The following is a 24,787-nucleotide window of genomic DNA, read 5'->3' as shown; positions in this document are numbered from 1 at the left end:
CAGTGAAGAGGGGCACGTCGAATGGATGAGCACCGACCACCGGGCGCGGGAGACGTGGCGATCGTCGGCATGGCCGGCCGCTTCCCCGGCGCGTCCGACGTCGAGACGTTCTGGCGCAACATCAGCACAGGTGTGGAGTCCTTCACCCGGTTCACCGACGAGGAGCTCTCCGCCGCCGGGGTCGACGCCGCGGTCTACCAGCAACCCAACTACGTCCGGCTACGGCCCGTCCTCGACGACGTGCGGGGCTTCGACGCCGGGTTCTTCGGCTACAACCCGCGCGAGGCGACCCTGGCCGACCCGCAGCAGCGCATCTTCCTGGAATGCGTGTGGGAGGCGCTGGAGTCGGCGGGCTACGCCGCCCCCGAGGGCCGCGGCACCGTGGGCGTCTTCGCCGGCATGAACATCAGCGGCTACCTGCTCACCCGCCTGCGGGCCTTCGCGATGGGCATCGACACCTCCGCCCTGATGATCGGCAACGACAAGGACTCGCTGGCCACGAACGTCTCCTTCCGGCTGGACCTCGGCGGGCCGAGCGTCACCGTGCAGACGTTCTGCTCCACGTCCCTGGTGGCGGTGCACCTGGCGAGCGAGAGCCTGCGCCGCGGCGAGTGCGACATGGCGCTGGCCGGGGGCGTGTCCGTGCGCATCCCCGACCGCACCGGCTACCTGTGGGAGGAAGGCGGGCAGGAGTCGCCCGACGGGCACGTGCGGACCTTCGACGCCGAGGGCCGGGGCAGCATGTTCGGCGACGGAGCGGCGGTCGTGGCGCTGAAGCGGCTGTCGGACGCGGTGGCCGACCGCGACACCGTGCTCGCCGTGATCCGCGCCTCGGCCATCAACAACGACGGCGCGATGAAGTTCAGCTACCTGGCGCCCAGCATCGACGGCCAGCGCCGCTGCGTCTCCGCCGCCCTCGCCAAGGCGGGCGTGGACCCGTCCGACATCTCCTACGTCGAGGCGCACGGCACCGCGACCGAGGTCGGCGACCCCATGGAGGTCGCGGCGCTGACCAGGGCCTTCGGGCCGACGAAGGAGAAGCAGTACTGCGTGCTCGGCTCGATCAAGCCCAACGTCGGCCACCTCGACAGGGCGTCCGGCGTGACCGGCCTGATCAAGGTCGTCCAGTCGCTGCGGAACGAGCTGATCCCCGGCACCCTGCACTACCGCTCCCCGAACCCCGAGATCGACTTCGGCGACAGCCCGTTCCGGGTCACCGCCGGCACCACGCCCTGGCGGCGCACCCCCGACCGGCCGCGCATCGCCGGCATCAGCTCGCTCGGCATGGGCGGCACCAACGCGCACGCCATCGTCACCGAGGCGCCCCTGCCCGCCGAGCGCACCACCCGGTCGCGCCGCTGGCAGATCCTGCCGCTGTCGGCGCGGTCCGCCGCCGCCGCCGAGCAGGCGTGCGCCAGGCTCGCCGGGCGGCTGGCGGACGCGCCGGACGACCTCGGCGACGTCGCGTACACGCTGCAGGTCGGCCGCAAGGTCTTCAACCACCGCCGGTTCGTGGTCGCCGGCTCCACCGGCGAGGCCGCCGGGCGGCTCGCCGACCCGGCCGGGCCGCTGGGACGCAACGACGCGACGACGGGCAGGAAGGTGGGCTTCCTGATCGCCGGGGTGGGCGAGCAGTACCCCGGCATGGTGGCCTCCCTGTACGCCGAGGAGCCCGCCTTCCGCGCCGACGTGGACGAGTGCCTGGCCGTGCTCGGGTTCACCGAGGCCGCGCAGCTGTCCGACGTGTTCGTGCCCGCCGAGCGCGACCGGGCGGCCGGCGACCTGGCCGGGCTGCTGGGCAGGGCCGCTCCCGCGCCGGCGTCCACGACGGACGCCCATCTGGTCCAGCCGGCCATCTTCGTCGCGGAGTACGCGCTGGCGCGGCAGCTGATCCGCTGGGGGCTGACGCCGGAGATCATGATCGGCTACAGCCTCGGCGAGTACGTCGCCGCCTGCCTGGCGGGTGTCATGTCCCTGCCCGACGCGGTGCGGCTGGTCGCCCACCGGGCCAGGCTGATCGCCTCGCAGCCCGAGGGCGCGATGCTCGCGATCTCCGCCGACGAGCGCCGGCTGCGCGTCGTGCTGGGCGAGCCGATCATGCGCGACCTGGACGTGGCGGTGCGCACCGGCTCGCAGGTGGTGCTCGCGGGCCCGGCCGAGACCGTGGAGGCGGCGGCCGCGCTGCTGCTGGAGGCGCGGATCGGCCACCGCAGGCTGGAGACCACGCACGCGTACCACTCCCGGATGCTGGCTCCGCTCGCCGAAGAGCTGACCGCCTGGATCAAGGAGAACGTGACGCTGCGCGCGCCCGAGCTGCCCTACGTCAGCAACGTCACCGGCGAGCTCGCCACCGCGGAGCTGGTGGGCGACCCCGGCTACTGGGCCAGGCACATGTGCGAGACGGTCGAGTTCGGCCAGGGGCTCGGCCACGTGCTCGGCGCCGACCTGGCGCTCGCCGAGATCGGCCCCGGGCAGTCGCTGGGCGCGCTGACGCGCGGCCACCCCGGCTGCGACCGCGCCCAGTGGCCGCTGATCGTGACCACCCTGCCGGCCGCCAACGACCCGCAGGACGCCGGCGCGGCGCTGGCCACCGCCGTCGGCAAGCTCTGGCTGACCGGCGTGCCCGTCGACTGGGCCGCGCTGCACGACGACGCGGGCTGGTCGCCCGGCCGGGTGCCGCTGCCGACCTACCCGTTCGAGCACCAGGAGTACTGGCTCGACATCGACGAGAGCGCGCTGGCGAGCGGGACTCCCGCGTTCGACGAGAGCGATCCGACGAGCATCGCCAAGGCGTACCCGAGGCTGCCCGACACCCGCTGGATCCACCTGCCCACCTGGCGGCAGACCACGACGCGGCCGGCCCGCGCCGAGGAGGCCGCCCGCTGGCTGGTCTACACCGACGAGGGGTTCGCCGACACGCTGGCCGCGCCGCTGCTGGCCCACCTGGCGGCGCAGGGCCGCGAGGTCGTGCTGGTGCGGCCGGGCGAGCGCTACGAGAGCGGCCCCGACGGCTTCCGGCTGCGCCCCGGCTCACCGGACGACACCCTGACGGCGCTGCGCGAGCTGGCGGGCCGCGACTGGTTCCCCGAGCGGGTCGTGCACCTGTGGACGGCGGACGACGCCGCGCCGCGCCCCGAGGACCCGCCGGCCGAGGAGTGCCTGCGGCGCGGCCTGTACACGCTGGTGGCGCTGGCCCGCGCGGCCGGTGACCTCGGCCTGCCCGGATGGTCGCTGGACATCGTCACGGCGGGCAGCCACCGGGTGCACGCGGGCGAGGCGGTGCACGCCGAGCGCGGCACCCTGCTCGGCCCGACCCGGCTGATCCCGGTGGAGTACCCGAGGGTGCGGACCCGGCTGATCGACCTCGACGCCGGCGGCGGCGCCGCTCTGCTGGCCGAACTGCGGGCCGAGCCCGAGGACCAGGTCGTCGCGCTGCGCGGCGGCCACCGCTGGATCCCCGACTACGAAGCGCTGGACGCCTCGGTGATCGAGGCGGCCGCCCCGGCGGCGAGCGTCCGGCGCGGCGGCGTCTACCTGGTGACCGGCGGTCTCGGCGGCATCGGGCTGGCGATGGCCGAACGGCTGGCCGAGCAGTACCAGGCGCGGCTGGTGCTGCTCGGCCGCACGCCGGTGCCGCCACGCGAGCAGTGGGACGCCATCCTGAGCGCGGAGAGCACCGCGGGCGAGGTCCGCAGGCGCCTGGAGGGCCTGCGCCGTCTGGAGGCGTCCGGCGTCGAGGTGCTCACCGCCGCCGGCGACGTGTCCAAGGTCGAGGACGTGCGCCGCGCGGTCGGCGCCGCGATCGAGCGGTTCGGCGAGCTGAACGGCGTGCTGCACTGCGCCGGGGTGCCCGCGGTCGGGCTCATGCAGTTCAAGACCGTCGCCGACATGGAGCGGGTGCTGGCACCCAAGGTCGGCGGCACCCTCGCCCTGGCGCGGGTGCTGCGCGAGGTGCCGGTGGACTTCCTGGCGCTGTTCTCCTCCACCACCTCGGCCACCGGCGGCGGCGCCGGCCAGGTCGACTACTGCGCGGCCAACGCCTTCCTGGACTCCTTCGCCCTGGCCGGGACCCTGCCCGGCGTGGCGGTCACCTCGATCGACTGGTGCGAGTGGACCTGGAACGGCTGGACCGACGGCCTGGACAACTACGACGAGGGCTCCAAGCAGTACTTCGAGTGGTACCGCGAGAACTTCGGCCTCACCTTCGACCAGGGCTGGCAGACGCTGCTGCGGGTGCTGGCCAGCGGCGAACGGCACGTGGTGGCCTCCACGCAGGACTTCGCCCCGATGGTGGCGATGAGCCGCAAGTCGTCCATCGAGAGCCACCAGGCGACGGTCAAGAAGATCAGGGACGCCTTCGGGCGGCACCCGAGACCCGACCTGTCGACGGCGTACGTGGAGCCGCAGTCGCCCACCGAGGAGACCATCGCCGGTGTCTGGTCCGAGGCGCTCGGCCTGGAGCAGGTCGGCGTGCACGACAACTTCTTCGAGCTGGGCGGCAACTCGCTGCTCGGGATGGAGATCATCGCCGAGGTCAGGCGGGCGCTGGAGCTGTCGTACCTGCCTCCGCACATCCTCTACCAGGCGCCCACCATCGCCTCGCTCGCCGAGGCGGCCCGCGCGGGCCAGGAGTCCGGGGAACCGCCGGCGGAGGAGCGTGAACAGCAGCGATCCCGCATCGCCCAGCGACGCAACATGCTCAGGAGCGGAAGGACCTCATGACTGAAACCGACTACGACTCCGCGGTCGCGCTGATCGGCATGTCCGGCCGCTTCCCCGGCGCCGCGGACGTCGCCGGCCTGTGGCGCAACCTGCTCGCCGGAGTCAAGGGCCTGCGTACGATCACCGACGAGGAGCTGCGGGACGCCGGGGTCGAGCCGGGGATGCTGGCCGACCCGCGCTACGTCCGCGTCGGCGGCCCGCTGGAGGGCCTGGACACCTTCGACGCCACCGTCTTCGGGGTGAACCCGCGCGAGGCCGAGATGATGGACCCGCAGCACCGGTTGTTCCTGGAGTGCTCGTGGGAGGCCCTGGAGAGCGCGGGCTACTGCCCCACCGACGTGCCCGGCCAGGTCGCGGTGTTCGGCGGCTGCGGCTTCCCCGACTACATCGTGCAGAACATCCGCCACCTGTCCGCCCAGCCGGGCGGGGCGCTGCTGGCGGCGATCGGCAACGAGCGCGACTCGCTGGCCTCGCTGGTCTCCTACAAGCTGGGCCTGCGCGGGCCGGCCGTGTCGGTGCAGACGTTCTGCTCCACCTCGCTGGTCTCGGTGCACCTGGCCTGCCAGAGCCTGCTGACGTACGAGTGCGACGTCGCGGTGGCGGGCGGCGCGTTCACGCCGCTCCCCCAGCCGTCCGGCTACCTGTACGAGCAGGGCGGCATCATGTCGCCCGACGGGCGGGTGCGCAGCTTCGACGCCGAGGCGAGCGGCACCGTGATGGGCAGCGGCGCGGGCGCGGTCGCGCTCAAGCGCATGTCCGACGCGCTCGCGGACGGCGACGTCATCCACGCGGTGATCCTCGGCTCGGCGTCCAACAACGACGGCCGGCTGCGGGCCGGCTACACGGCGCCCGGGGTGGACGGGCAGGCCGAGGTGATCGAGTCGGCGCTGGGCGTGGCCGGGGTCAAGCCCGAGACCGTCGGCTACGTCGAGTGCCACGCGACGGGCACCATGCTGGGCGACTCCATCGAGCTGGCGGCGATGAACCGGGTGTTCACCCAGGCCGGCGAGACGCCGAGCGTGCTGGGGTCGGTCAAGCCGAGCCTGGGCCACCTGGACCGCGCCTCCGGCGTCACCGGGCTGATGCGGGCGGCGCTCAGTCTCAAGCACGAGCTGCTGCCCGGCACCCCCGGCTACGAGACGCCGAACCCGGCGCTGGCCACCGCGCACGACCGCTTCACCGTGCTGAAGGAGCACCGGCCCTGGCCCGCGGGCCCGCACCCGCGCCGCGCCGGGGTCAGCTCGTTCGGGCTCGGCGGCACCAACGCGCACGTGGTGCTGGAGCAGGCGCCGCTCCGGCCGGCGCGGCCTCCCCGGCCGGGCCCTCACCTGCTGGTGTTCTCCGCCGCCGACGACGGCGCGCTGACCGCGCTCACCGAGCGGCTCCGCGACCACCTCGGCACCGGTGACGGCGAGGACCTCGCGGACGTGGCGTTCACGCTCCAGGTCTCGCGCGGCGGCTTCGCGCGGCGGCGCGCCGTGGTGTGCCGGGATCGCGAGGACGCCGTCGCCGCGCTCGGCGACCCGGAACGCTGGATCGACGGCAAGACCCAGCGGCGCAACCCCCGGGTGCGGCTGGTCGCGCCGGACTCCGGCGTACCCGAGGAGTGGTGGGCCGAGCTGCACGCGGCGGCCGGCGCGGTGCTGCGCCCGGGTTCTCCCCAGGGCGGGACGCGGGAGCCGGGACGCGAGGCGGCGCTGGCCGCGCTGGCCGAAGGGCTGCGCGGGATCGGCGTGAACGTGACCGACGACGAGGACGCCACCGAGACGGTCACCGTCGCGCCCGGCGACTGGGCGGGCGGTGGAGCAGGCGATCAAGCTGGTGACAGGGCGGGCTACAGGGCTGGTGACGCGGCAGGCGATCGAGCTGGTGACGGGGCGGGCTACAGGACTGGTGACGGGGCCGGCGCGGCCGGGTGGGTGCTCGGCGCCGTGGCGCGGCTCTGGCAGGCCGGTGCCGCCGTCGACTGGGTCAAGCTGCACGGCGGGGCCGGGCGGCGGGTCGAGCTGCCGACCTACCCGTTCCAGCGCCGCCGGTACTGGGTGAACCCGCCGAAGGACCAGGCGCAGGCCCAGGTGGGCACCGGGAAGACGTTCGACAGGGCGCGGTGGACGTACCTGCCCGGCTGGCGGCAGCGGCCGCTGTCCGTCGCGGGCCTGGACGAGAGGCTGCGCGAGGCGGGCCCGTGGCTGGTGTTCGCGGCCGGCCCGCACGGCGAGGCGCTGGTCGGACGGCTGGTCGAGGCCGGGGCCGAGGTGACGACGGTGCGTCCCGGCGACCGGTTCGAGCAGGACGACGCCGGCGACTTCACGGTCAGGATCGGCACCGCCGACGACATCGCCGAGCTGATGTACTCGCTGGTGGCCGCCCCGCGCGCGATCGTGCACGGGTTCAGCCTGGCCGCCGAGGAGGCGGGACCGGACGACGACCCGGTGGCGCACTTCGCCGCCGAGCAGCGGCGCGGCTTCTCCTCGGTGCTGGCGCTGGCCAGAGAACTGATCGACAACACCGGCTCGGCCCCCCGCGCCGAGCTGGTCCTGCTCACCCCCGAGGCGGTGAGCGTGGCCGGGGCCGACCTGCGCCACCCCGAGCACGCCACGCTCGGGGCGCTCGCGCCCAGCCTCGCCCAGGAGAACCCCCGGCTGCGCTGCCGCGCCGTGGACGTGGGCGGCGGCCTCGACCCGGCGGCGGCCGCGGCCCGCATCCTGGCCGCGGCGGTCTGCCCGTACGAGGGACCGGTCGCGATCCGCGGCGACGACACCTGGGTGCGGCACTACGAGCAGTACCCGATCGAGGCGCCCGAGCCGGACCGGCGACCGTTCCGCGACGGCGACACGGTGCTCATCACCGGCGGCCTCGGCGACGTCGGCCTGGTCCTGTCCCGGCACCTGGCGAGCGCGTACGGCTGCCGCCTGGTCCTCACCGCCCGCAGCGAACTGCCGTCCAGGGAGGACTGGGACGACCACCTGGCCTCGGCGCCGCCGGGCGACCGGACGGCCCGGCACATCCGCAACATCAGGGACCTGGAGGAACGCGGCGCCACCGTGCTCGCCGTCTCGGCCGACGTGGCCGACGAGGACGCGATGCGGGCCGTCGTCGAGCGGGCCGTCGAGCGTTTCGGCGGCATCGACGTGGCGGTGCACGGCGCGGGCGTGCAGGACGGGGCGTACTTCAACTTCGCCCACCTCATGGACCGGCGGCAGTGCGACGCCCACCTGACCGCCAAGGTGAACGGGTTCCACGTGCTGCAGAAGGTGCTCGGCGACCACTGCCAGGACCGCCGGATCACGCTGTCGTCGATCGCGGCGGTGCTCGGCGGGATGACGCTCGCGCCGTACGCGGCCGCCAACGCCGCGCTGGACGCGTACGTCCGCGCCACCCGCACCGCGGGCGGGGCGCGCTGGGTCACGGTCGACTGGGACACCTGGAACATCGACCCCGACCGGGTCGAGGGGCACAGCGGCGCGGTCATCGACTTCGCGATGGCCCCCGCCGAGGGCGTGGACGTCTTCGAACGGGCGCTGTCGGCCGCCGACCGCGTCGGGCACCTGGTCATCTCCACCGGCTCGCTGGACAGCAGGATCGCGCAGTGGGTCACCGGCGACATCCACGAGGCCGGCGAGGACCTCGACGACCAGGAGCGCCACCCGCGCCCCGAGCTGAACAACCCCTACGTCGAGCCGCGGGAGGGCACCGAGGCCACGCTCGCCGAGATCTGGTCGCGGGTGCTCGCCATCGAGCCGATCGGGGCCCTGGACAACTTCTTCGAGCTGGGCGGGCACTCCCTGCTGGCGATCGAGCTGACGACCCGCATCCGCAAGACGCTGAACGCGTCGGTGCCGGTGACCGGGCTCCTGGAGTGCCCGACCGTGCGGCAGCTGGCCGAGCTGCTCGACGCCCGCGACGAAGAGGAGTGACCAGGCGATGAACCGTCCCGACCACCTCCGGGCCCTGCAGGGCTTCGTACGGCGGGAGCTGACCGGCAAGGACGCCTACCTCGACTCGCTGGCCGAGGCGCCGCTGCCACTGTACGAGCGGTTCGGCGGCACCGGGCTGGCCGGCTGGTGGCTGCCCGAGGAGTACGGCGGGCTCGGCCTCGGCTTGGAGGAGAGCGTCAGGATCACCTCCGAGCTGGCCTACGCCGACGCCGGGGTGGCGTTCACCCTGTTCATCCCGGTGCTCACCACGAGCATGGTGCAGTGGTACGGCAGCGAGGAGCTGCGCAAGGAACACCTCGGCGGGCTGGCCGGCGGCGGCTTCGCCGCCACGCTGGGCAGCGAGCACGCGGCCGGCAGCGAGCTGGCCAGGATCGGCACGACCGCGCGGCGCGAGGGCGACACCGTGGTGCTGGACGGCCAGAAGGCGTTCTCCACCAACACCGCCTTCGCGCGGTTCCTCGTGGTGATCGCCCGCGCCGCCGACGACCCGGCCGGTTACCTGGCGGTGCTGGTGCCGGGCGACGCGCCCGGCGTGACCGTGGAGAAGCGCTGGGACGTGATCGGGCTGCGCTCCTCGGCGACCTACCAGGTGTCGCTGTCCGGCGTCCGGGTCCCGGCGGGCAACGTCCTGCGCGGGAACGGGCTGCGCCTGCTGGAGATCGGCCTGAACGCCAGCCGCATCCTGATCGCCACGACCGCGCTGGGCATCGCCCGCCGCATCCGCGACGTGTGCATGGAGTACGGCAAGTCCAAGTCGGTGAAGGGCGCCCCGCTGACGGCGAACGCGGTGTTCGCCGGCCGGCTCGGCCAGTTCGAGATGCAGATCGAGGTCATGACCAACCAGTGCCTGGCCGCGGCCCGCGCCTACGACGCCATCGCGGCCCGGCCCGACGCCGGCGAGGAGTTCATGCGGGTGGGCACGCTGAAGTCGGCGCTCACCACGAAGATGTTCTGCGGCCAGACCGGGTGGCAGATCGCCTCGGCGGCGTCGGAGATGTTCGGCGGCCTCGGCTACACCCACGAAGCGGTGATCGGCAAGCTGCTGCGCGACATGAGGTACGTCTCGATCGTGGAGGGCGGCGACGACGTGCTGCGCGACCTGGTCTTCAGCCGGTACGTGGTGCCGGTGTCGAAGCGGTCGTGACCAGCGCCGCGGCGTAGCCGGGAGCGACGTCCAGCCAGCGGACGGGAACCTGGGAGCCGGGGAGGGAACGCGAGAGCGCGCTCCCTCCCCGGCTCTCGGCGCACGTGCCGGCTTCCGGGCGCACGAGGACGTCGCGCAGCCCGGCCAGCCCGGCCCCGCTCGCCTTGACGTACGCCTCCTTGGCCGTCCACAGCCGGAAGTACTCCGCCAGGCCCGCGCCGGGCCCGGCCGCGCACACCCGGGCGGCCTCCTCGGGCTGGTACATCCGCCGCGCCATCTCCAGATGGTCGAAGTCGTCCCGGACGCGTTCCACGTCGACCCCCACCCGGCCGCCCGGCGCCGCCACCGCGATCAGCGCCCACTCCCCGGAGTGGGACAGGTTGAAGTCCGGCACTTCCCCGGAGTGGGACAGGTTGAAGTCGGGCCCTTCCCCCGAGCCCTCCAGGTTGAAGTCGGGCCCTTCCCCCGAGCCCTCCAGGTTGAAGTCAGGCCCTCCCCCCGAGCCCTTCAGATTGAAGTCGGACCCTCCCCCCGAGCTCCGCAGGCACGGGCGGCCCGACGCGTCGGTGCCGAAGGCGAGCTGTGCGGCGGGCACGCCGCACAGCTCGCCGAGGACCGCGCGCAGGGCCGCGTGCGCGGCCACGTACCGCCGCCGCGCGAGCGGCTCGGCCAGCGCCGCGGCCTTCTCACGCTCGGCGGCGGACAGGCAGTGCCACCATCCCGGCCGCTCCGGACGGTCCACGTTGACCCGCCAGACCCGCGCACCCACCGCGCCATCTCCGCCCGAACCGGCCTGCCAGACCCGAGCACCACCGGCCGCGACACCTCCGTCCGGGCCGACCTGCCAAGCCGTGGCACCCACGGCCGCAGCGCCTCCATCCGAACCGACCCGCCGGACCCGCGCGCCCGCGGCCGCGCCGCCTCCGTCCGGACCGGCCTGCCAAGCCGTGGCACCCACCGCCGCGACGCCTCCGTCCGAACCGGCCCGCCAAGCCGTGGCACCCACCGCCGCGACGCCTCCGTCCAGACCAGCCTGCCAAGCCGTGGCACCCACGGCCGCAGCGCCTCCGTCCGGACCGGCCCGGTGCGCCTTCACACCCACGGTCGCAGCGCCTCCGCCACGATGCCGCGGGTGCGGGCCGCCTGTTCGAAGACCGCGAAGTGGCCGCCGTCGAAGGGGTGCAGGGCGAACTCGTCCGCGGTCTGGTCCCGCCAGGCCGCCACCTTCGCCGGCGCGACCCGCGGGTCGGCGCCGCTCGGCATCGCCGTGATGGGCACGGCCAGCGGCGGTTCGTCCGTGTACTGGTAGGTCTCCTTGACGGTGAAGTCGGCCTGCACGGCGGGCAGGATCATCTCCAGCGCCCCCGGGTCGGCCAGCAGCCACTCCGGCGTGCCGCCCAGCTTGCGCAGCAGCGCGACCACCTGCGCCCTGGTCATCTCGCGCACCGGCGGCCCGCCCTCGTAGGTGACGTGCGGGGCGTCGGAGCCGGAGACGAACAGGTGCACGGGCTGCGGTCCGCCGCGCCGCCTGATCTCCCTGACCAGTTCGAAGGCCACGATGGCGCCCAGGCTGTGCCCGTACAGGGCGTACCTGTGGCCCGCCGCCGACAGGTCGACGTCGGCGAGCACCGCGTCGGCCAGGTCGGAGACCAGCGGCTCCATCCGCAGGTAGGGCGGCTCCTTGTGCCGGCTCTCCCGTCCGGGCGGCTGCACCGGCTGGACCGCGATCCCCGGCAGCTCGCGCTGCCACAGCCGGAACGCCGACGCCGAGCCGCCCGCGTGCGGCAGGCAGTAGAGCGGCAGCGCGCCGGGCTCCGCGCCGGTCAGGGCGCGGAACGGCAGCCAGCTGGTCAGCAGGCCGTCGGTCGTCTCGTCATAGACGGTCATCTCGGTCCCTCACTCGACGATCTCGACTCTCACGTACGCGGGCGGCGGCTGCACCGCGGTCAGGTCGGCCTCCAGCACGACGTGCGCGCCGTCCCTGCTGACCTCGCCGAACCCGGCGAACGCGTACGTGATCTGCATCATGCGGTTGCGGCCGGTCTCCACGAAGTCGGCCCGTACGGCCACGCCCGCGTCCACCGCCAGCCGGAGGATGTGGTTGAGCAGCACCATGCCGACCCCGCGCGACATCACCCGGCACGACATCAGCATCATGCGCAGCCACCAGGCGTCCTCGCCCTTCTCCACCAGGGCCAGGCCGATCTTGCCGTAGCCGCCGAACCTGTCGGTGAGCGAGGCCACCAGGAGCAGGTGGTCCGGCGACTCCCGCAGCGCGTCCAGCTCCTCGTAGGAGTAGGTGCGCCCGGTGGAGTTCAGCTGGTTGGTGCGCACCGTCAGCTCCTCGGCCCGCTGCAGGTCCTCCCTTCTGGCGGGCGCGATGGTGAAGGACATCTCCAGGCCGGCCAGGAACTCCTCGTTCGTGCCGACGAAATCGCCTTCGAGCTCGTCCCTGGCGATCTGGCTGCGGTACATCCCGCGCCGCAGCGCCGACTCGTCGGTGACGAAGCGCGGCCGGAACTCCGGCCGGGCCAGCGCCTCGTCGAGCTCCAGGATGTCCACGCAGGTCACCTCGGGGACCCCGTGGGCCACCTCGGCGCGTTCGAACTCCTGGTCGTCGACGAACGCGAAGGCGTCCAGGCCGAGGTTGAGCGCCTTGGCGATGTGCCGGATGGAGTCGGACTTGGGGTTCCAGTTGATCTGCGGATAGAGGAACATCTCCTCCAGCCCGAGGGCGCGCAGCTTCTCCATGGCCGCGTCCCTGTCGTTCTTGCTGGCGACGGAGTGCAGGATGCCCATGCGGTCCAGTTCGTGGATCCGCTCGACGACGGCGGGCCGTACGGTGACGTCGCCGTCCTCCAGGAGCACCCCGTTCCACAGGGTGTTGTCGAGGTCCCACACGATGCACTTGATGCGGCCCTGTTTCGGCTTCTCCGGGAGCGGGGCCGCGGCGGTGGCCGCGGTTGTCACGGACATGTCGTCTTCTCCCTTTCCGCCTGGCCGGCGATGGTGATCCGCTGGATCTCGTTGCTGCCCTCGATGATCTCCATCACCTTGGCGTCGCGGTACAGGCGCGCCACCGGGAAGTCCGGGCTGCACCCGTTGGCGCCGTGGATCTGCACGGCCTCGGCCGCGTGCCGCACGGCGGCCGTCGAGGCGAAGTACTTCGCGATCCAGGTGGCCATGAGCGTCGCCGAGTCGCCGGCGTCCTTCAGGCGGCCGGCCTCGGCGAGCAGCAGCCTGGCCGCCCGCGCGTCGGTCACCATGTCGGACAGCTTGGCCTGGATCAGCGGCAGCTCCCGCAGCGCCGAGCCGCCCACCCTGCGGTGCGCGGCGTACGCGGAGGACGCCTCCAGGCACGCCTGGAGGATGCCCAGCGACCCCGCGGCCACGCTGTAGCGGCCCAGGTCGAGGGTGCCGGTGAGCACCATGCCTGCGGTGAAGCCGCTCGGGCCGAGCAGCGCGTCGGGCCCGAGCACGACGTCGTCGAAGGAGATCTCCGCCAGCATCGAGGCGCGGGTGCCGAGCATGTCGTCGATGGGCTTGACCCGGACCCCCGGCGCGTCCCTGCTCACCAAGAAGGCGCCGATGCTGGCGGCCGTGCGGGCGAACACCAGGAACAGGTCCGCCCGCTGGCCGCCCGTGGTCCACTTCTTGACCCCGTTGAGCACCCAGCCGCCGCCTGACTCGACGGCGGTCGTGGTGATCGCCGAGGTGTCGCTGCCGGCGCCGGGTTCCGACAGGCAGAACGCGCCGAGCACGTCGCCGCTGCCGAGGGCGGGCGTCCACCGTTCGCGCTGGGCGGCGGTGCCCCACCGCTGCACCGTCCACGCCACCATGGTGTGGACGGTGAGGAGGCTGCGCAGGGAGGAGCAGCCGCGCCCCACCTCCTCGTGCACCTCCCCCAGCGTGACCATGTCCATCCCGGCGCCGCCCGAGCCGGGCGGCAGGAAGGGCGCCCACAGGCCCGCCTCGGCGACCCGTTCGATGAGCTCCTCCGGGACGCGGCCGACCCGGTCGTACGCGTCGGCGTACGGGACGACGTGCGTGTCGACGAACGCGCGGGCCGAACGGCGGTCGGTGACCTGCCCGGCGCCCGTCCCGAGGGCCGGCGCCGGGTCGGTGAGCGTCACGCGGCGGCCAGGTCGGCCGAGAGCTTGGCCACCAGGCTCGCCATCGACTCGGCGGTGCGGAAGTTGTCGATCCGCAGCTCCTCGTTGGGGATGGTGAGCTCGAAGGTCTTCTCCACGAACATCACCAGCTCCATCGCGAACAGCGAGTTGACGAAGCCGAGGGCGAAGATGTCCTGCGATGCGTCGATCTCCGCCTGCGGGTAACGCTCGCGGACGAAGGCGAGGATCTGGTCCTTCGCGGTAGCAGACATGGATACGGCTCCCTTTCAGTTCGTTGACGCGTACGTGTAGAAACCCCTGCCGGACTTGCGGCCGTGCAGCCCCGCGTCCGTCATCTGCTTCAGCAGCGGGCAGGGGCGGTACTTGCTGTCGGCGTAGTGCTCGTAGAGCACCTCGACGCTGTAGAGGATCGTGTCGACGCCGATCAGGTCGGCGGTCTCCAGCGGTCCCATGGGGTGGCCGAAGCAGCCGCGGAACACCTCGTCCACCGACGCGGCGTCCGCCACGCCCTCGTGCACGAGGTAGGCCGCCTCGTTCACGGTGAGCATGAGCACCCGGTTGGAGACGAAGCCGGACGAGTCCTTGACGCGCACGGCCTTCTTGCCCATGGCGCGCAGCAGGTTCTCGGTGCGCTCGATCGTCTCCGGCGAGGTGTGGAAGCCGGGGATCAGCTCCACGACCGGCTTGGCCGGCACCGGGTTCATGAAGTGCACGCCGATCACCCTGTCGGGGCGGCCGGTGACGGCGGCGACCTTGGTGATCGGGATGGCGGAGGTGTTGACCACGAAGACGGTGCCGGGGCCGCACTCGGCGTCGAGCGTCTCGTACACCTCCCGCTTGACGTCCCAGTTCTCCGTCACGTTCTCGATGACGATCTCCGCCTTGGCCGCGCCTGCGGCCCCGACGGCGGTGGTGATCCTGGACAGCACCTCGTCGGGGTCCAGGGCGGGACCGCCCATGAGGCGGCTCATCCGGGTGTTGCGCGTGATGGCCGCCAGCGCGGCGGCGAGCGTCTCCTCGTCCTTGTCGACGAGCACGACGTCGTGCCCCGTCGCGGCGAGGTTCTGGGCGACGCCGACTCCCATGACGCCGGCGCCGATCACCCCGGTCACAGTCATGTCATCTCCGTTCTGCTCATCGTTTCGCTCCTTGGGTCCGGTGGTCAGCGGCGTCTGCGGGCGGCCGAGGCCTCCAGGCCCGAACGCCGCAGCTGGGCCCGCACCTGGCTGCCGCCGTCGGAGGCGGCCGTGGCCGCGCCCGAGACGAGCGCGTCGACGGTGCGGCTCAGCGCGGCCACGGTCGGCGCCTCGTAGAGGATGTGCGGCGGCAGCTCCGGCAGCTCGAACGCGCGCCGGACCGCGGCCACGATGGCGACGCCGAGCAGCGAGTTGCCGCCCAGTTCGAAGTAGTTGTCCAGCACGCCGACCTTGTCGAGCCGGAGCGACTCGCCCCAGATCGCGGCGATGGCCTCCTCGGTGGCCCCGTCGGGCTCCTGGTAGGACGTGACCAGCTCGGGCCGGGGATGGCGCTCGCCGCCGCCGCCGATGGCGGGAGAGGTGACCGCCTCCAGGGTGAAGCGGGAGCTGCCGGACACCAGCGTGGGGAAGTCCTGCGTGGACACGACGACCCGCGGCTCGCCGGTCGACAGCGCCCGCAGCAGCGAACGCCAGCCGTCGGCGAACCCGATCCCGACGCGGGCCCGGTTCTTCCTGAAGAAGTCGCGCAGCGCCTCCTCGTACCCGTCGAGCCCGGCCTCCCAGGCGTTCCACGTCCACTCGCCCCAGCCGACGGACACCACCCGGCGCCCGGTCGCGGCGAGACGGCAGGCGTAGCCGTCCAGGAAGGCGTTGGCGGCGCAGTAGTCCACCTGGCCGGGGCCGCCGCCGGTGGCGGAGGTGATGGAGGAGAACAGCACCAGCAGGTCCAGCTCGACCTCGTCGGGCCGGCCGACGCGCAGCGCCTCGGCCAGCGCCAGCGTTCCGCCGATCTTGGGGGCGAGCACCTCGTCCAGCTCTTCGGGCCGTTTGAACTGCATCAGTCCCATGGCCGGGACGCCGGCGGCGTGCAGCACGCCGTGCAGCGCGCCGAAGCGCTCGGTCGCCGCCTCGACGGCCCGGCGCACGTCCCGGGCGCTCGCGGCGTCGCCGGTGACGACCTCGACCTCCGCTCCCAGCGCGACCAGCTCGGTCACCTGCCGCACCCTGTCCCGCGTGACCTCGTCCGCGGGACGCTCGCCGGACAGGACGGCGGGCCAGTCGACTCGCGGTGGCAGGCCGCGCCTGGCCAGCAGCACGAGCTTGGCCTGGTAGTCGCGGGCCAGGTGCCCGGCCAGGCCGAGCGCGATGCCGCCCAGCCCGCCGGTGATCAGGTAGACGCCTCCCCGGCGCAGCCCGGTGGCGTCGGCGGCCGGGCCGGCGGGGAGCGGCGGGGCGGGCATGCGGGCGTAGTCGGGGACGTAACGGCGGCCGTGGCGCAGCGCCACCGTGCGGTCCTCCTGCGGGCGGGCCAGCTCGGCGGCCAGACCGCTGAGGTCGCGCGCGGACGGGCCCGCCGGGAGGTCGATCAGGCGGGTGGTCACTCCTGGGTACTCCAGCGGGATCACCAGGGACGGCCCGAGCAGCGTGGCGCCGGCGGGGTGGGCCACCTCCTCGCCCAGCACCTGCTGGGTCCCGGCTACGGCCACGTCGAGCGACCATTCACCGATACCGGACTCGCCGGCCGCCCGGGCAAGCGCGACAAGCGTGTGCAGACCGTACGCAATGTCGGTGTCGCGGACGCCCGTGTCCTGGACGCCGGGCTCGTGCGCCGCAGGCTCCAGGTTCCACAGGTGCAGGACACGCTCCAGGGGCCGTCCGGCCGCGCGCAGGTCGCGCAGTACGGCGAGCATGTCGGCGACGTGGCCCGGCCTGACCGTGTGGCCGTCGGCGGTGGCCGCGTACGCCTCGCCGGGGCGGACCGGCGTGACGGCGGCGCCGGTCCCGCGCAGGGCCGCCAGCACCTCGTCGGCGAGCCCGTCGCGGGTGAAGACCAGCCACGAGCCCGGCGTACGGTCCGCCGGGGCGGGCGGCGCCGTCTGCCGCCACACGGGCAGGTAGAGCCACTCGTCCTCGGGTAGCTTGGGCAGGCTGGTGATGGCCTCGAACAGGTCCTCAGGCTCGGCCGCCCCCCGGTCGATCTCACGCCGGGCGGGCGGGTCGATCCAGTAGCGCTGCCGCTGGAACGGATAGGTGGGCAGCGGGATCCGCCCGGGCAGCCCCACGGGGTCGGCGCCCTCGACGCGCCCGTGATAGGCGTCCCAGTCGACGGTGACGCCGCCGAGCCAGAGCCGGGCGAGGCAGTCCGCCAGCGCCTCGTCGCCCGGCCTGGCGTCGTTCGCGGCGGGCTGCGTGTGGGTGATCAGGGGCCAGCGCTCCGCCGGGCAGCCCCCCGCGCGCACCAGCGCGCCCAGCGACTGTCCGGGGCCGATCTCGACCAGGGCGAGCTCCGGCTCGGCCAGCAGCGTCTCGATCCCGTCCTGGAACCGTACGGTCGCGCACATGTGCCTGGCCCAGTAACCGGGGTCGCACACCAGCTCGGCGTCGGCCAGCGCGCCGGTCACGTTCGAGACGTACGGGAGAGCGGGCGGGTTGAGCGTGACCTCGGCCTTGATCCACTGGGTCAGCTCGTCGCCCAGCGGCTCCAGCATGCGGGAGTGGAACGCGTGGGTGGTCTCCAGCGGGCGGCACGCGATCCCGGCCTCCCGCAGGTCCGCGGCCAGCGACTCGACCGCGTCCACCGCCCCGGCGACGACGACCGTCCCTGGGCCGTTCACGGCGGCGACGTCGAGCCCGCGCTCCTCCAGCCGGAAACGCCGGCGCACGGCGTCCGCCGGGAGCGACACCGCCAGCATGGCGCCCGGCGGCAGCCCCGCGATCAGCCGCGCCCGGTGCGTCACCAGGGCGATGGCGTCGGGCAGCGACAGGACTCCCGCGAGGCACGCGGCGACGTACTCGCCGAGGCTGTAACCCAGCATGATCGCGGGCTGCAGACCCCAGGACATCAGAGTCCGCGCCAGCGCGTACTCGACGGCGAACAGCGCGGGCTGCACCACTTCAGTACGCTGCAGCGCCGCGTTCCGCCCCTCCCCACCAGCGGACGCCCGGCCCGGGAGCGCGCCGTTCGAGCCCTCCCCGTCGACCGGCGACCGGTTCGTGAGCGCGCCGTTCGAGCTTGCCCCGCCGGCCGGTGCACGGCCGAGGAGGGTGGCCAGGTCGGCGCCCGCCTCGCGGTCGCCGGTCAGCAGGTCGGCGAGGCCGGCGTCGCCGAGGTCGTTCTCCAGCAGCGCCAGGCACTCGTCCAGCGCGGCGCGGAAGGCGGGTTCGTGCCGGTAGAGGTCGCCGGCCAGGCCGGGGTACTGCTCGCCGACGCCCGCAAGCAGGAAGCCCGTCCGGCGGCCCTGCACGGTCTCCACCCGGCCCAGCAGCCCTTCCCGGCGCGACCCGGTGAGGACGGCCGCGGCGGCGGCGCCGTCGGCGGCGACCAGCGCCCGCCGGTGCTCGAACGTCTTGCGCCCGGCCTGGAGCGTGTAGGCCACGTCGGCCAGCCGCGCCCCCGGCTCGGCGGCCAGGTGCTCGCCGAGCCGCCGCACCGCGGCGTCGGCCGCGGGGGCGTTGCGTGCCGAGACGGGCAGCACCTGGTAGCGGCGGGCCGACGGCCCCGGATCGGGCCGGCGGGGCGGCTCCTCGATGACCATGTGCACGTTGGTGCCTCCCATGCCCAGGGAGTTGAGGCCCGCGATGCGCGGGCGTCCGTCGCGGGTGCGCCACGGGGACAGCTCGGCGTTGACGTAGAACGGGCTGTCGTCGAAGTCGATGTCGGGGTTGGGGCTGGTGTAGTGCAGGCTGGGCGGGATCACGCCCTCGCGGGCCGCGAGCGACGTCTTGATCAGGCCGCTCGCGCCGGCCGCCCGGTCCAGGTGCCCGACGTTGGTCTTCACCGACCCGATGGGGCAGTACCCCTTGTCCCTGGTGGGGCCGAAGGCGCGGGTCAGCGCGGCCACCTCGATCGGGTCGCCCAGCTCGGTGGCCGTGCCGTGCGCCTCGACGTAGCTGATGTCCTCGCCGGTGACGCCCGCGTCGGCCATCGCGTCGGCGATCACCCTGGCCTGGCCGACGACGCTGGGCGCGGTGTAGCCGACCTTGAGCGCACCGTCGTTGTTCATGGCGGAGCCGCGGATCACCGCCCAGATGTGGTCGCCGTCGCGTACCGCGTCGGGCAGCCGCTTCAGCAGCACGGCCGCCGCGCCGTCGCCGAACATGCTGCCCCTGGCGCGGGCGTCGAAGGCGCGCACGTGCCCGTCCGGCGACTCCTGCCCGCCGGGACCGAACAGGTGGCCCACCCGGTCGGGCACCCGGATCGAGACGCCGCCCGCCAGCGCCAGCTCGCACTCGCCGTCGCGCAGGCTCCGCACCGCCAGGTGGGCGGCGACCAGCGAGGTGGAGCAGAAGGTCTGTACGGCCACGCTCGGGCCGTACAGGTCGAGCAGGTACGAGACGGTCGTGGTCAGGGCGTCCTTGTCGTTGCCCATGATGACCTCGAAGTCGCTGACCTCCTGCTGGCCGCCGCCGAGCAGGTGGTCGGTCATCCGCAGCAGGTAGGTGCTGATGTTGGCGCCGCCGAACACGCCGACGCGGCCCCGGTGCTCGGGCGCGGCGTACCCGGCCTGCTCCAGCGCCTCCCAGCACACCTCCAGGAAGGCGCGCTGCTGCGGATCGTTGATCGCAGCCATCCGAGGGCTCATGCCGAAGAAGGACGCGTCGAAGCCGCTGATGTCGTCCAGCACCGGCCGGGCGGGCACGTACGCGGGGTCCTTGATCTGCTCCGGGTCGGCCCCGGCGGCGAGCAGTTCCTCCTCGGAGAAGAACGTGATGGACTCGACGCCTTCGCGCAGGTTGCGCCAGAACTGGCCGACGTCGGACGCGCCCGGGAAGCGGCCGGCCATGCCGACGATCGCTATCCGCCGGTCGTCGGCGGGCTCGCCCGCGTCGCGGGGAGGCGCCTCGGCGACGCGGAGCGCGGGCCGGGCGGCGGCCGGCTTGTTCGCGCCGCGCTCGTCGAGGATCGCCGCCAGGGTGGCCACGGTCGGCGCCTCGAACAGCGAGACGGTCGGCACCGCGACGCCGAACCGCTTCTTCACCAGCGCGAGCATCTGGAGCGCGACCAGCGAATTGCCGCCCAGGTCGAAGAAGTTGTCCCGGGTGCCCACCGGCTCGACGCCGAGCACCTCCGACCACAGGCCGGCCAGGTCGCGTTCCACCGCGGACAGCGGCGGGGTGTAGGGCTGGGGCAGTTCCGGGCGGGGAAACCGGTCGCCGCTCCCCGCACCCGTTTCGGGGCCGGTGAAGTCGGCGGGCATGGCGTGCGGCAGCCGGTCGTCCAGACCGCCCGCGGCCACCACGAGGCTGGGCCGGGCGGCGGCCAGCAACTCGTCGAAGGCGGCGAGGGCCTGCTCGGCGGTCATGGAGTGGGCGGCCATCGCCGCGCCGAGGCCGCCTTCCACCCGGCCGAGGGTGACCGACCAGGTGTCCCAGGCGGCGCTCAGCCATCGGGTGCGGCGGGAGTGGTTGCGGCGGCCGATCGCGGTCAGCGCGGCGTTGGCGGCCGCGTAGCTCGCGAAGGCGATGCCGCCCAGCACGGCGGAGGTGGACGAGAACAGCAGGCAGAAGCCGGGCACCCGGTCGGCGGGCAGCTCGTCCAGCACCCGCTCCAGGACCAGCGCGCCGCCCACCTTGGCGGCGAAGTGCCGCTCGACGGCTTCGGCGTCCAGGTCGCGCAGCGGGCGGAAGGTGTCCTGGCCGGTGTCGGCGGCGGCGTGCACCACGCCGTCCACCCGCACGTCGCCGTCGAGTATCGCGCGCATGGCGGCGGCGTCCGTCACGTCGACCACCGGGGTGAGCACCTCGGCGCCCAGCTCCCGCAACCGGCGCACCCCCTCCCTGCGGGGGTCGCCGTCCTCCTCGGGCACCCCGCCCCGGCTCGTCAGAATCAGCCGGCCCGCACCGGCCCGGACCAGGTGCTCGGCCACGAGCAACCCGACGTCCCCGAGCCCACCGGTGATCAGATACGTCCCACCCCGGCGAACCGTGAACCCGGTCTGACTGGGCTCCGACGCGAACCCCGCGCCGACCTCCGCGGCTGCGCGCGAGGGCGCCGTAGCGGGCCCGGTCGACCGCGCGGCCGCCGGCCCGGGCTCTCCGTAAGCCTGGCCGGGCTCTTCGGGACCCTGCGCGGGGATCTCGGGGGTGAAGGTGCGGATCAGGCGGTGGCCGTCGCGGTAGGCGGTGAAGACCTCGCCGGAGGGGCGGCGGATCTCGGCGGCGAGGGCGGCGGCGAGCTCGGCGGGGGTCGCGGCCGGGTCGAGGTCCACGGCGGCGCAGTCGAGGTTCAGGTACTCCTGGTTGCCGACCATCGGCAGGGCGGCGGCGGCGGCCTGGGCGGGGTGGGGCACCTCGCCGTCCGTGACGGCCTGGCCGCCCGAGGTGGCCAGGATGATCCGGGCCCCGCCGCCGGAGTCGCCCCAGGCGTCGAGCAGGCGGGCCAGGGGCGGCAGCTCGTCGCGGCCGTCGGCGGAGGGATCTTCCCTGTCGAGGAGTCGCAGGTCCACCAGGACCGTGGGGGCGCCATCGGCCAGCCGTCCCGCCAGCTCGGCATGGCAGGCCGCCGACCCGGGGTCGATGGCGTAACCGTCCGGCGTCTCGGCGAAGGCGTCCGACGAGGTGACGGTCACCACGTCGAGCCCGTCGGCGTCGAGCGTACGGGCCAGAACCCCGGCCACCTCGGCGCGGCCCGCCAGCAGCACGCAGCGGGCAACCTGCACGGCCGGGGGCGGCGACTCCGGCGCGGCCGTCCACCGCGCGGCCATCAACCGCACATGCGGCTCGGACCCATCGCCGGAGACAGCCCCTCGGACGGCGCCTGAAGCGGCACCGGAGGCGACGCCCGAGGCGGGACCGGAGGCGGCACCCGACGCGGTACCGGCGGCAGCGCCCGAGGCGGTACCGGAGGAAACACCCAGGACGCCCGAGGCGGGATCGGCGGCGGTGCGTGTGGCGGCACCAGGGACGGCGGCGTGCGGGGTGGCGGGGCGGTCGGCAGCGGGTGGGTCGACCCAGTAGCGCAGGCGCTGGAAGGGGTAGGTGGGGAGGCCGACCTTGGCGACCGGCCGGTCCTGGCGGTAGCCGGCCCAGTCGACCGGCACGCCCGCCAGCCAGAGCCGCCCCACGGCCTCGGCCAGCACGGCGGTGGCCGGGCGCGGGTCCTGGGCGCCCGGCAGCGTGCCGACGACCAGCGGCCAGCGCTCGCGGGCGCAGTCGCGGTGCCCCCGGGCCATCGCGCCGAGCGACTGGCCGGGCCCGATCTCCAGCAGCGCCGCCTCGTCCTCCTCCCGCAGCAGGGTGGCCAGGACGGCGTCGAACTGGACCGGCGCGCACATGTGCTCGGCCCAGTAGGCGGGGTCGGTGACCTGCTCGGCGGTGGCCAGGGTGCCGGTCACGTTGGACACGTACGGCACGCGAGGCGCGCGCAGCGTCACGTTCTCCGCGATCCACGCCGTGAGCGGCTCGCGGAGAGGCTCCATCATGGCCGAGTGGAAGGCGTGCGTGGTGGCCAGCGGCCGGCACGGCACCGCGTCGGCCTCCAGCAGGGCCCGCACGGCCGCCATGGCGTGCGGTTCGCCCGCCAGCACGGTCAGCTCGGGACCGCTCACGGCGGCGACGTCCACGCCGGCGATCCCGGCCCGCGCCAGGCGCTCGCGGGCCTCGGCGGCCGACAGCGGGACGGCGCTCATCGAGCCTTCGGGCAGCGCGCCGATGAGCCGCGCGCGGTGCGCCACCAGGGCGAGCGCCGACTCCGGCGACAGCACCCCGGCCAGGCACGCGGCGACGTACTCCCCGAGGCTGTAGCCGGCCAGGATGGCGGGCCGGACGCCCCACGACTGCACGAGGGTGGCGAGCGCGTACTCGACCGCGAACAGCGCGGGCTGGAGCACGGCGGTCGGGGTCGCCGCGGCGGCCGGGCCGCGGCCGAGCAGCGCGCCCAGACCGCCGGCCTCGGCGCGCGGGGCCAGCATCTCGGCGAGCGGGTCGGTCCCGCCCATCAGGCCCCGCAGGACGGTGCGGCACTCGTCGAGCGCCTTACGGAAGACGGGCTCGGTGCGGTACAGCTCGGCGGCCATGCCCGGGTACTGCTCGCCGGTCCCGGCGATGAGGAAGGCGACGGGCCGGTCGGCGCGGCTCTCCGCGCGGCCCAGCACCGCCCCGTCGCGGAGGCCTTCGGCGGCCTCGGCGGTGGACGAGGCCACCAGCATCCTGCGGTGGCCGAAGACCTGCCGCCCGCTCTGCAGCGTGTGGGCCACGTCGGCGAGGCGCGTCCCGCCGAGCGGCCCGGCGAGGTGCGCGGCGAGGCGTTCGGTCATCTCGTCGGCGGCGGCGGCCGTGCGGGCCGACCACACCAGCGGTTCGGGGCGCGGCTCCTCCTCCGTCCTCGGGACCAGCGGCGCCTCCTCCAGCACGACGTGCGCGTTGGTGCCGCCGATGCCGAACGCGCTCACCCCGGCCCGGCGGATGTGTCCCGACTCGCGCGGCCAGGCGCGCCGCCGGGTGACCACCTCAAGCCGGGCGTCACCGGCGCCGAGCTGCTGGTTGGGCTCGGTGAGGTTGAGCGTCGGCGGAATCTCGTCGTTGCGCAGCGCGAGCGCCGCCTTGATCAGGTTGGTGACCCCGGCGGCCCGGTCGAGGTGGCCGAGATTGGTCTTGACCGAGCCGATCAGCAGCGACTGCCCGTGGAAGACCTGCTGGAGCGCGGCCAGCTCGGCGGCGTCGCCGAGCGCCGTGCCGGTGCCGTGCGCCTCGACGTAGTCGATGTCGGCGGCCGTCAGGTCGGCGCTCGCCAGCGCCTCGGCCATCACCGCGGCCTGGCCCTGCACGCCGGGCGCGGTGAACCCGGCCTTGCGACCGGCGTCGTTGTTGACCGCCCAGCCGCGCATGACGGCGTAGATCTGGTCGCCGTCGGCGAGCGCGTCCTCCAGCCTGCGCAGCGCGACCACGCCGACGCCGCTGCCGAGCGGGGCGCCGAGTCCGGTCGCGTCGAAGGCGCGGCACTCGCCGTCCGGCGGGGAGATGCCGCCCTGCTGGTAGAGGTAGCCGACGCGCTGCGGCACGCTGACCGCGACGCCTCCGGCCAGGGCGAGGTCGCACTCGAAGCCGGCCAGGCTGGTGGCGGCGGCGCAGACCGCGACCAGCGACGTCGAGCAGTAGCTCTGCACGCCGTAGGTCGGGCCGGACAGCCCCAGCGTGTGCGCCACGCGGGTGGTCAGCGAGTCCTTGTCGTTGGCGAGCCCGAGCGCGAGGTCGCCCATGACCGCGCCGATGCCGCTGGGCAGCAGGTTGTTCTGCATGTACGAGCTGTGCGCGCAGCCGCCGAAGACCCCGATCGAGCCGTCGAAGCGCCGGGGGTCGCAGCCCGCGTCCTCCAGGGCCGCGTGGCTGTGCTCCAGGAACAGCCGGTGCTGCGGGTCGAGGATCTGCGCCTCCTTCGGGCTGAACCCGAAGAAGGCCGCGTCGAACAGCTCGACGTCCTCGATCACCGGCGCGGCCTTCACGTACGCGGGGTCGGCCAGCAGGTCGTCGGGGACGCCGGCGGCGCGCAGCTCGTCGTCGGTGAAGCGGGTGATCCCGGACACGCCGGCCCGGATGGCGGACCACAGCTCGGCGACGTCGGACGCCCCCGGGAAGCGGCCCGACATGCCGACGATGGCGATGTCGGTACCGGAGCTCTCGGCCTCGATGTCGTCGATCACGTCTGCGGACCTCATT

The 24,787-nt window shown here is 74.2% G+C and carries 10 protein-coding genes; 3 read left to right on the top strand and 7 right to left on the bottom strand.

Features of this window, described 5'->3' with window-relative positions; all coding sequences use genetic code 11:
* Window positions 1-21 precede the first annotated feature (21 nt).
* From FR742_RS06265 to FR742_RS06255, 3 genes are read left to right on the top strand one after another with little or no spacing between them, the layout of a single operon-like run.
* On the top strand, window positions 22-4,722 hold the full coding sequence (locus FR742_RS06265) for a type I polyketide synthase (RefSeq protein ID WP_148030056.1): 4,701 nt from the start codon (window positions 22-24) through the stop codon (window positions 4,720-4,722).
* On the top strand, window positions 4,719-8,639 hold the full coding sequence (locus FR742_RS06260) for an SDR family NAD(P)-dependent oxidoreductase (RefSeq protein ID WP_148030055.1): 3,921 nt from the start codon (window positions 4,719-4,721) through the stop codon (window positions 8,637-8,639). Before FR742_RS06265 ends, FR742_RS06260 begins: the two co-directional genes overlap by 4 nt.
* Window positions 8,640-8,646: 7 nt before the next feature.
* Window positions 8,647-9,804, top strand: coding sequence for an acyl-CoA dehydrogenase family protein (locus tag FR742_RS06255; protein ID WP_148030054.1), 1,158 nt, complete (start codon window positions 8,647-8,649; stop codon window positions 9,802-9,804).
* On the opposite strand, the gene FR742_RS06250 is transcribed toward FR742_RS06255, so the two are convergent.
* From FR742_RS06250 to FR742_RS06220, 7 genes are all read right to left on the bottom strand, one after another.
* The gene (locus FR742_RS06250; RefSeq protein ID WP_187281022.1) at window positions 9,767-10,573 is read right to left on the bottom strand and encodes a 4'-phosphopantetheinyl transferase superfamily protein; all 807 of its coding nucleotides are present in this window, start codon (window positions 10,571-10,573) and stop codon (window positions 9,767-9,769) included. The genes FR742_RS06255 and FR742_RS06250 overlap by 38 nt on opposite strands.
* Before the next feature lie 323 nt (window positions 10,574-10,896).
* Window positions 10,897-11,691: a thioesterase II family protein gene (locus tag FR742_RS06245; RefSeq protein WP_148030052.1), complete on the bottom strand. Its 795-nt coding sequence runs from the start codon at window positions 11,689-11,691 to the stop codon at window positions 10,897-10,899.
* A gap of 9 nt (window positions 11,692-11,700) precedes the next feature.
* Window positions 11,701-12,780 (bottom strand): HAD family hydrolase, encoded by a 1,080-nt coding sequence (locus FR742_RS06240; RefSeq protein WP_148030051.1) that lies wholly within the window; start codon window positions 12,778-12,780, stop codon window positions 11,701-11,703.
* Window positions 12,771-13,937 carry an acyl-CoA dehydrogenase family protein gene (locus tag FR742_RS06235; protein ID WP_148030050.1) on the bottom strand — a complete coding sequence of 389 codons (1,167 nt, stop codon included), beginning with the start codon at window positions 13,935-13,937 and terminating at the stop codon, window positions 12,771-12,773. The genes FR742_RS06240 and FR742_RS06235 overlap by 10 nt, the downstream gene beginning before the upstream one ends.
* Window positions 13,934-14,188: an acyl carrier protein gene (locus FR742_RS06230; protein WP_148030049.1), complete on the bottom strand. Its 255-nt coding sequence runs from the start codon at window positions 14,186-14,188 to the stop codon at window positions 13,934-13,936. The genes FR742_RS06235 and FR742_RS06230 overlap by 4 nt, the downstream gene beginning before the upstream one ends.
* Before the next feature lie 15 nt (window positions 14,189-14,203).
* Window positions 14,204-15,055, bottom strand: a complete 852-nt coding sequence (locus tag FR742_RS06225) for a 3-hydroxyacyl-CoA dehydrogenase family protein (RefSeq protein WP_148030048.1) — start codon at window positions 15,053-15,055, stop codon at window positions 14,204-14,206.
* 44 nt (window positions 15,056-15,099) lie between these two features.
* The gene (locus FR742_RS06220; protein ID WP_187281021.1) at window positions 15,100-24,786 is read right to left on the bottom strand and encodes a type I polyketide synthase; all 9,687 of its coding nucleotides are present in this window, start codon (window positions 24,784-24,786) and stop codon (window positions 15,100-15,102) included.
* Between the last annotated feature and the right edge of the window lies 1 nt (window position 24,787).

It is taken from the genome of Nonomuraea sp. C10 (genome assembly GCF_008017515.1).
Taxonomy (GTDB): Bacteria; Actinomycetota; Actinomycetes; order Streptosporangiales; family Streptosporangiaceae; genus Nonomuraea; species Nonomuraea ferruginea.
The sequence above is the reverse complement of the archived record's forward strand: the minus strand, read 5'-3'. Positions and strand labels throughout refer to the sequence as shown.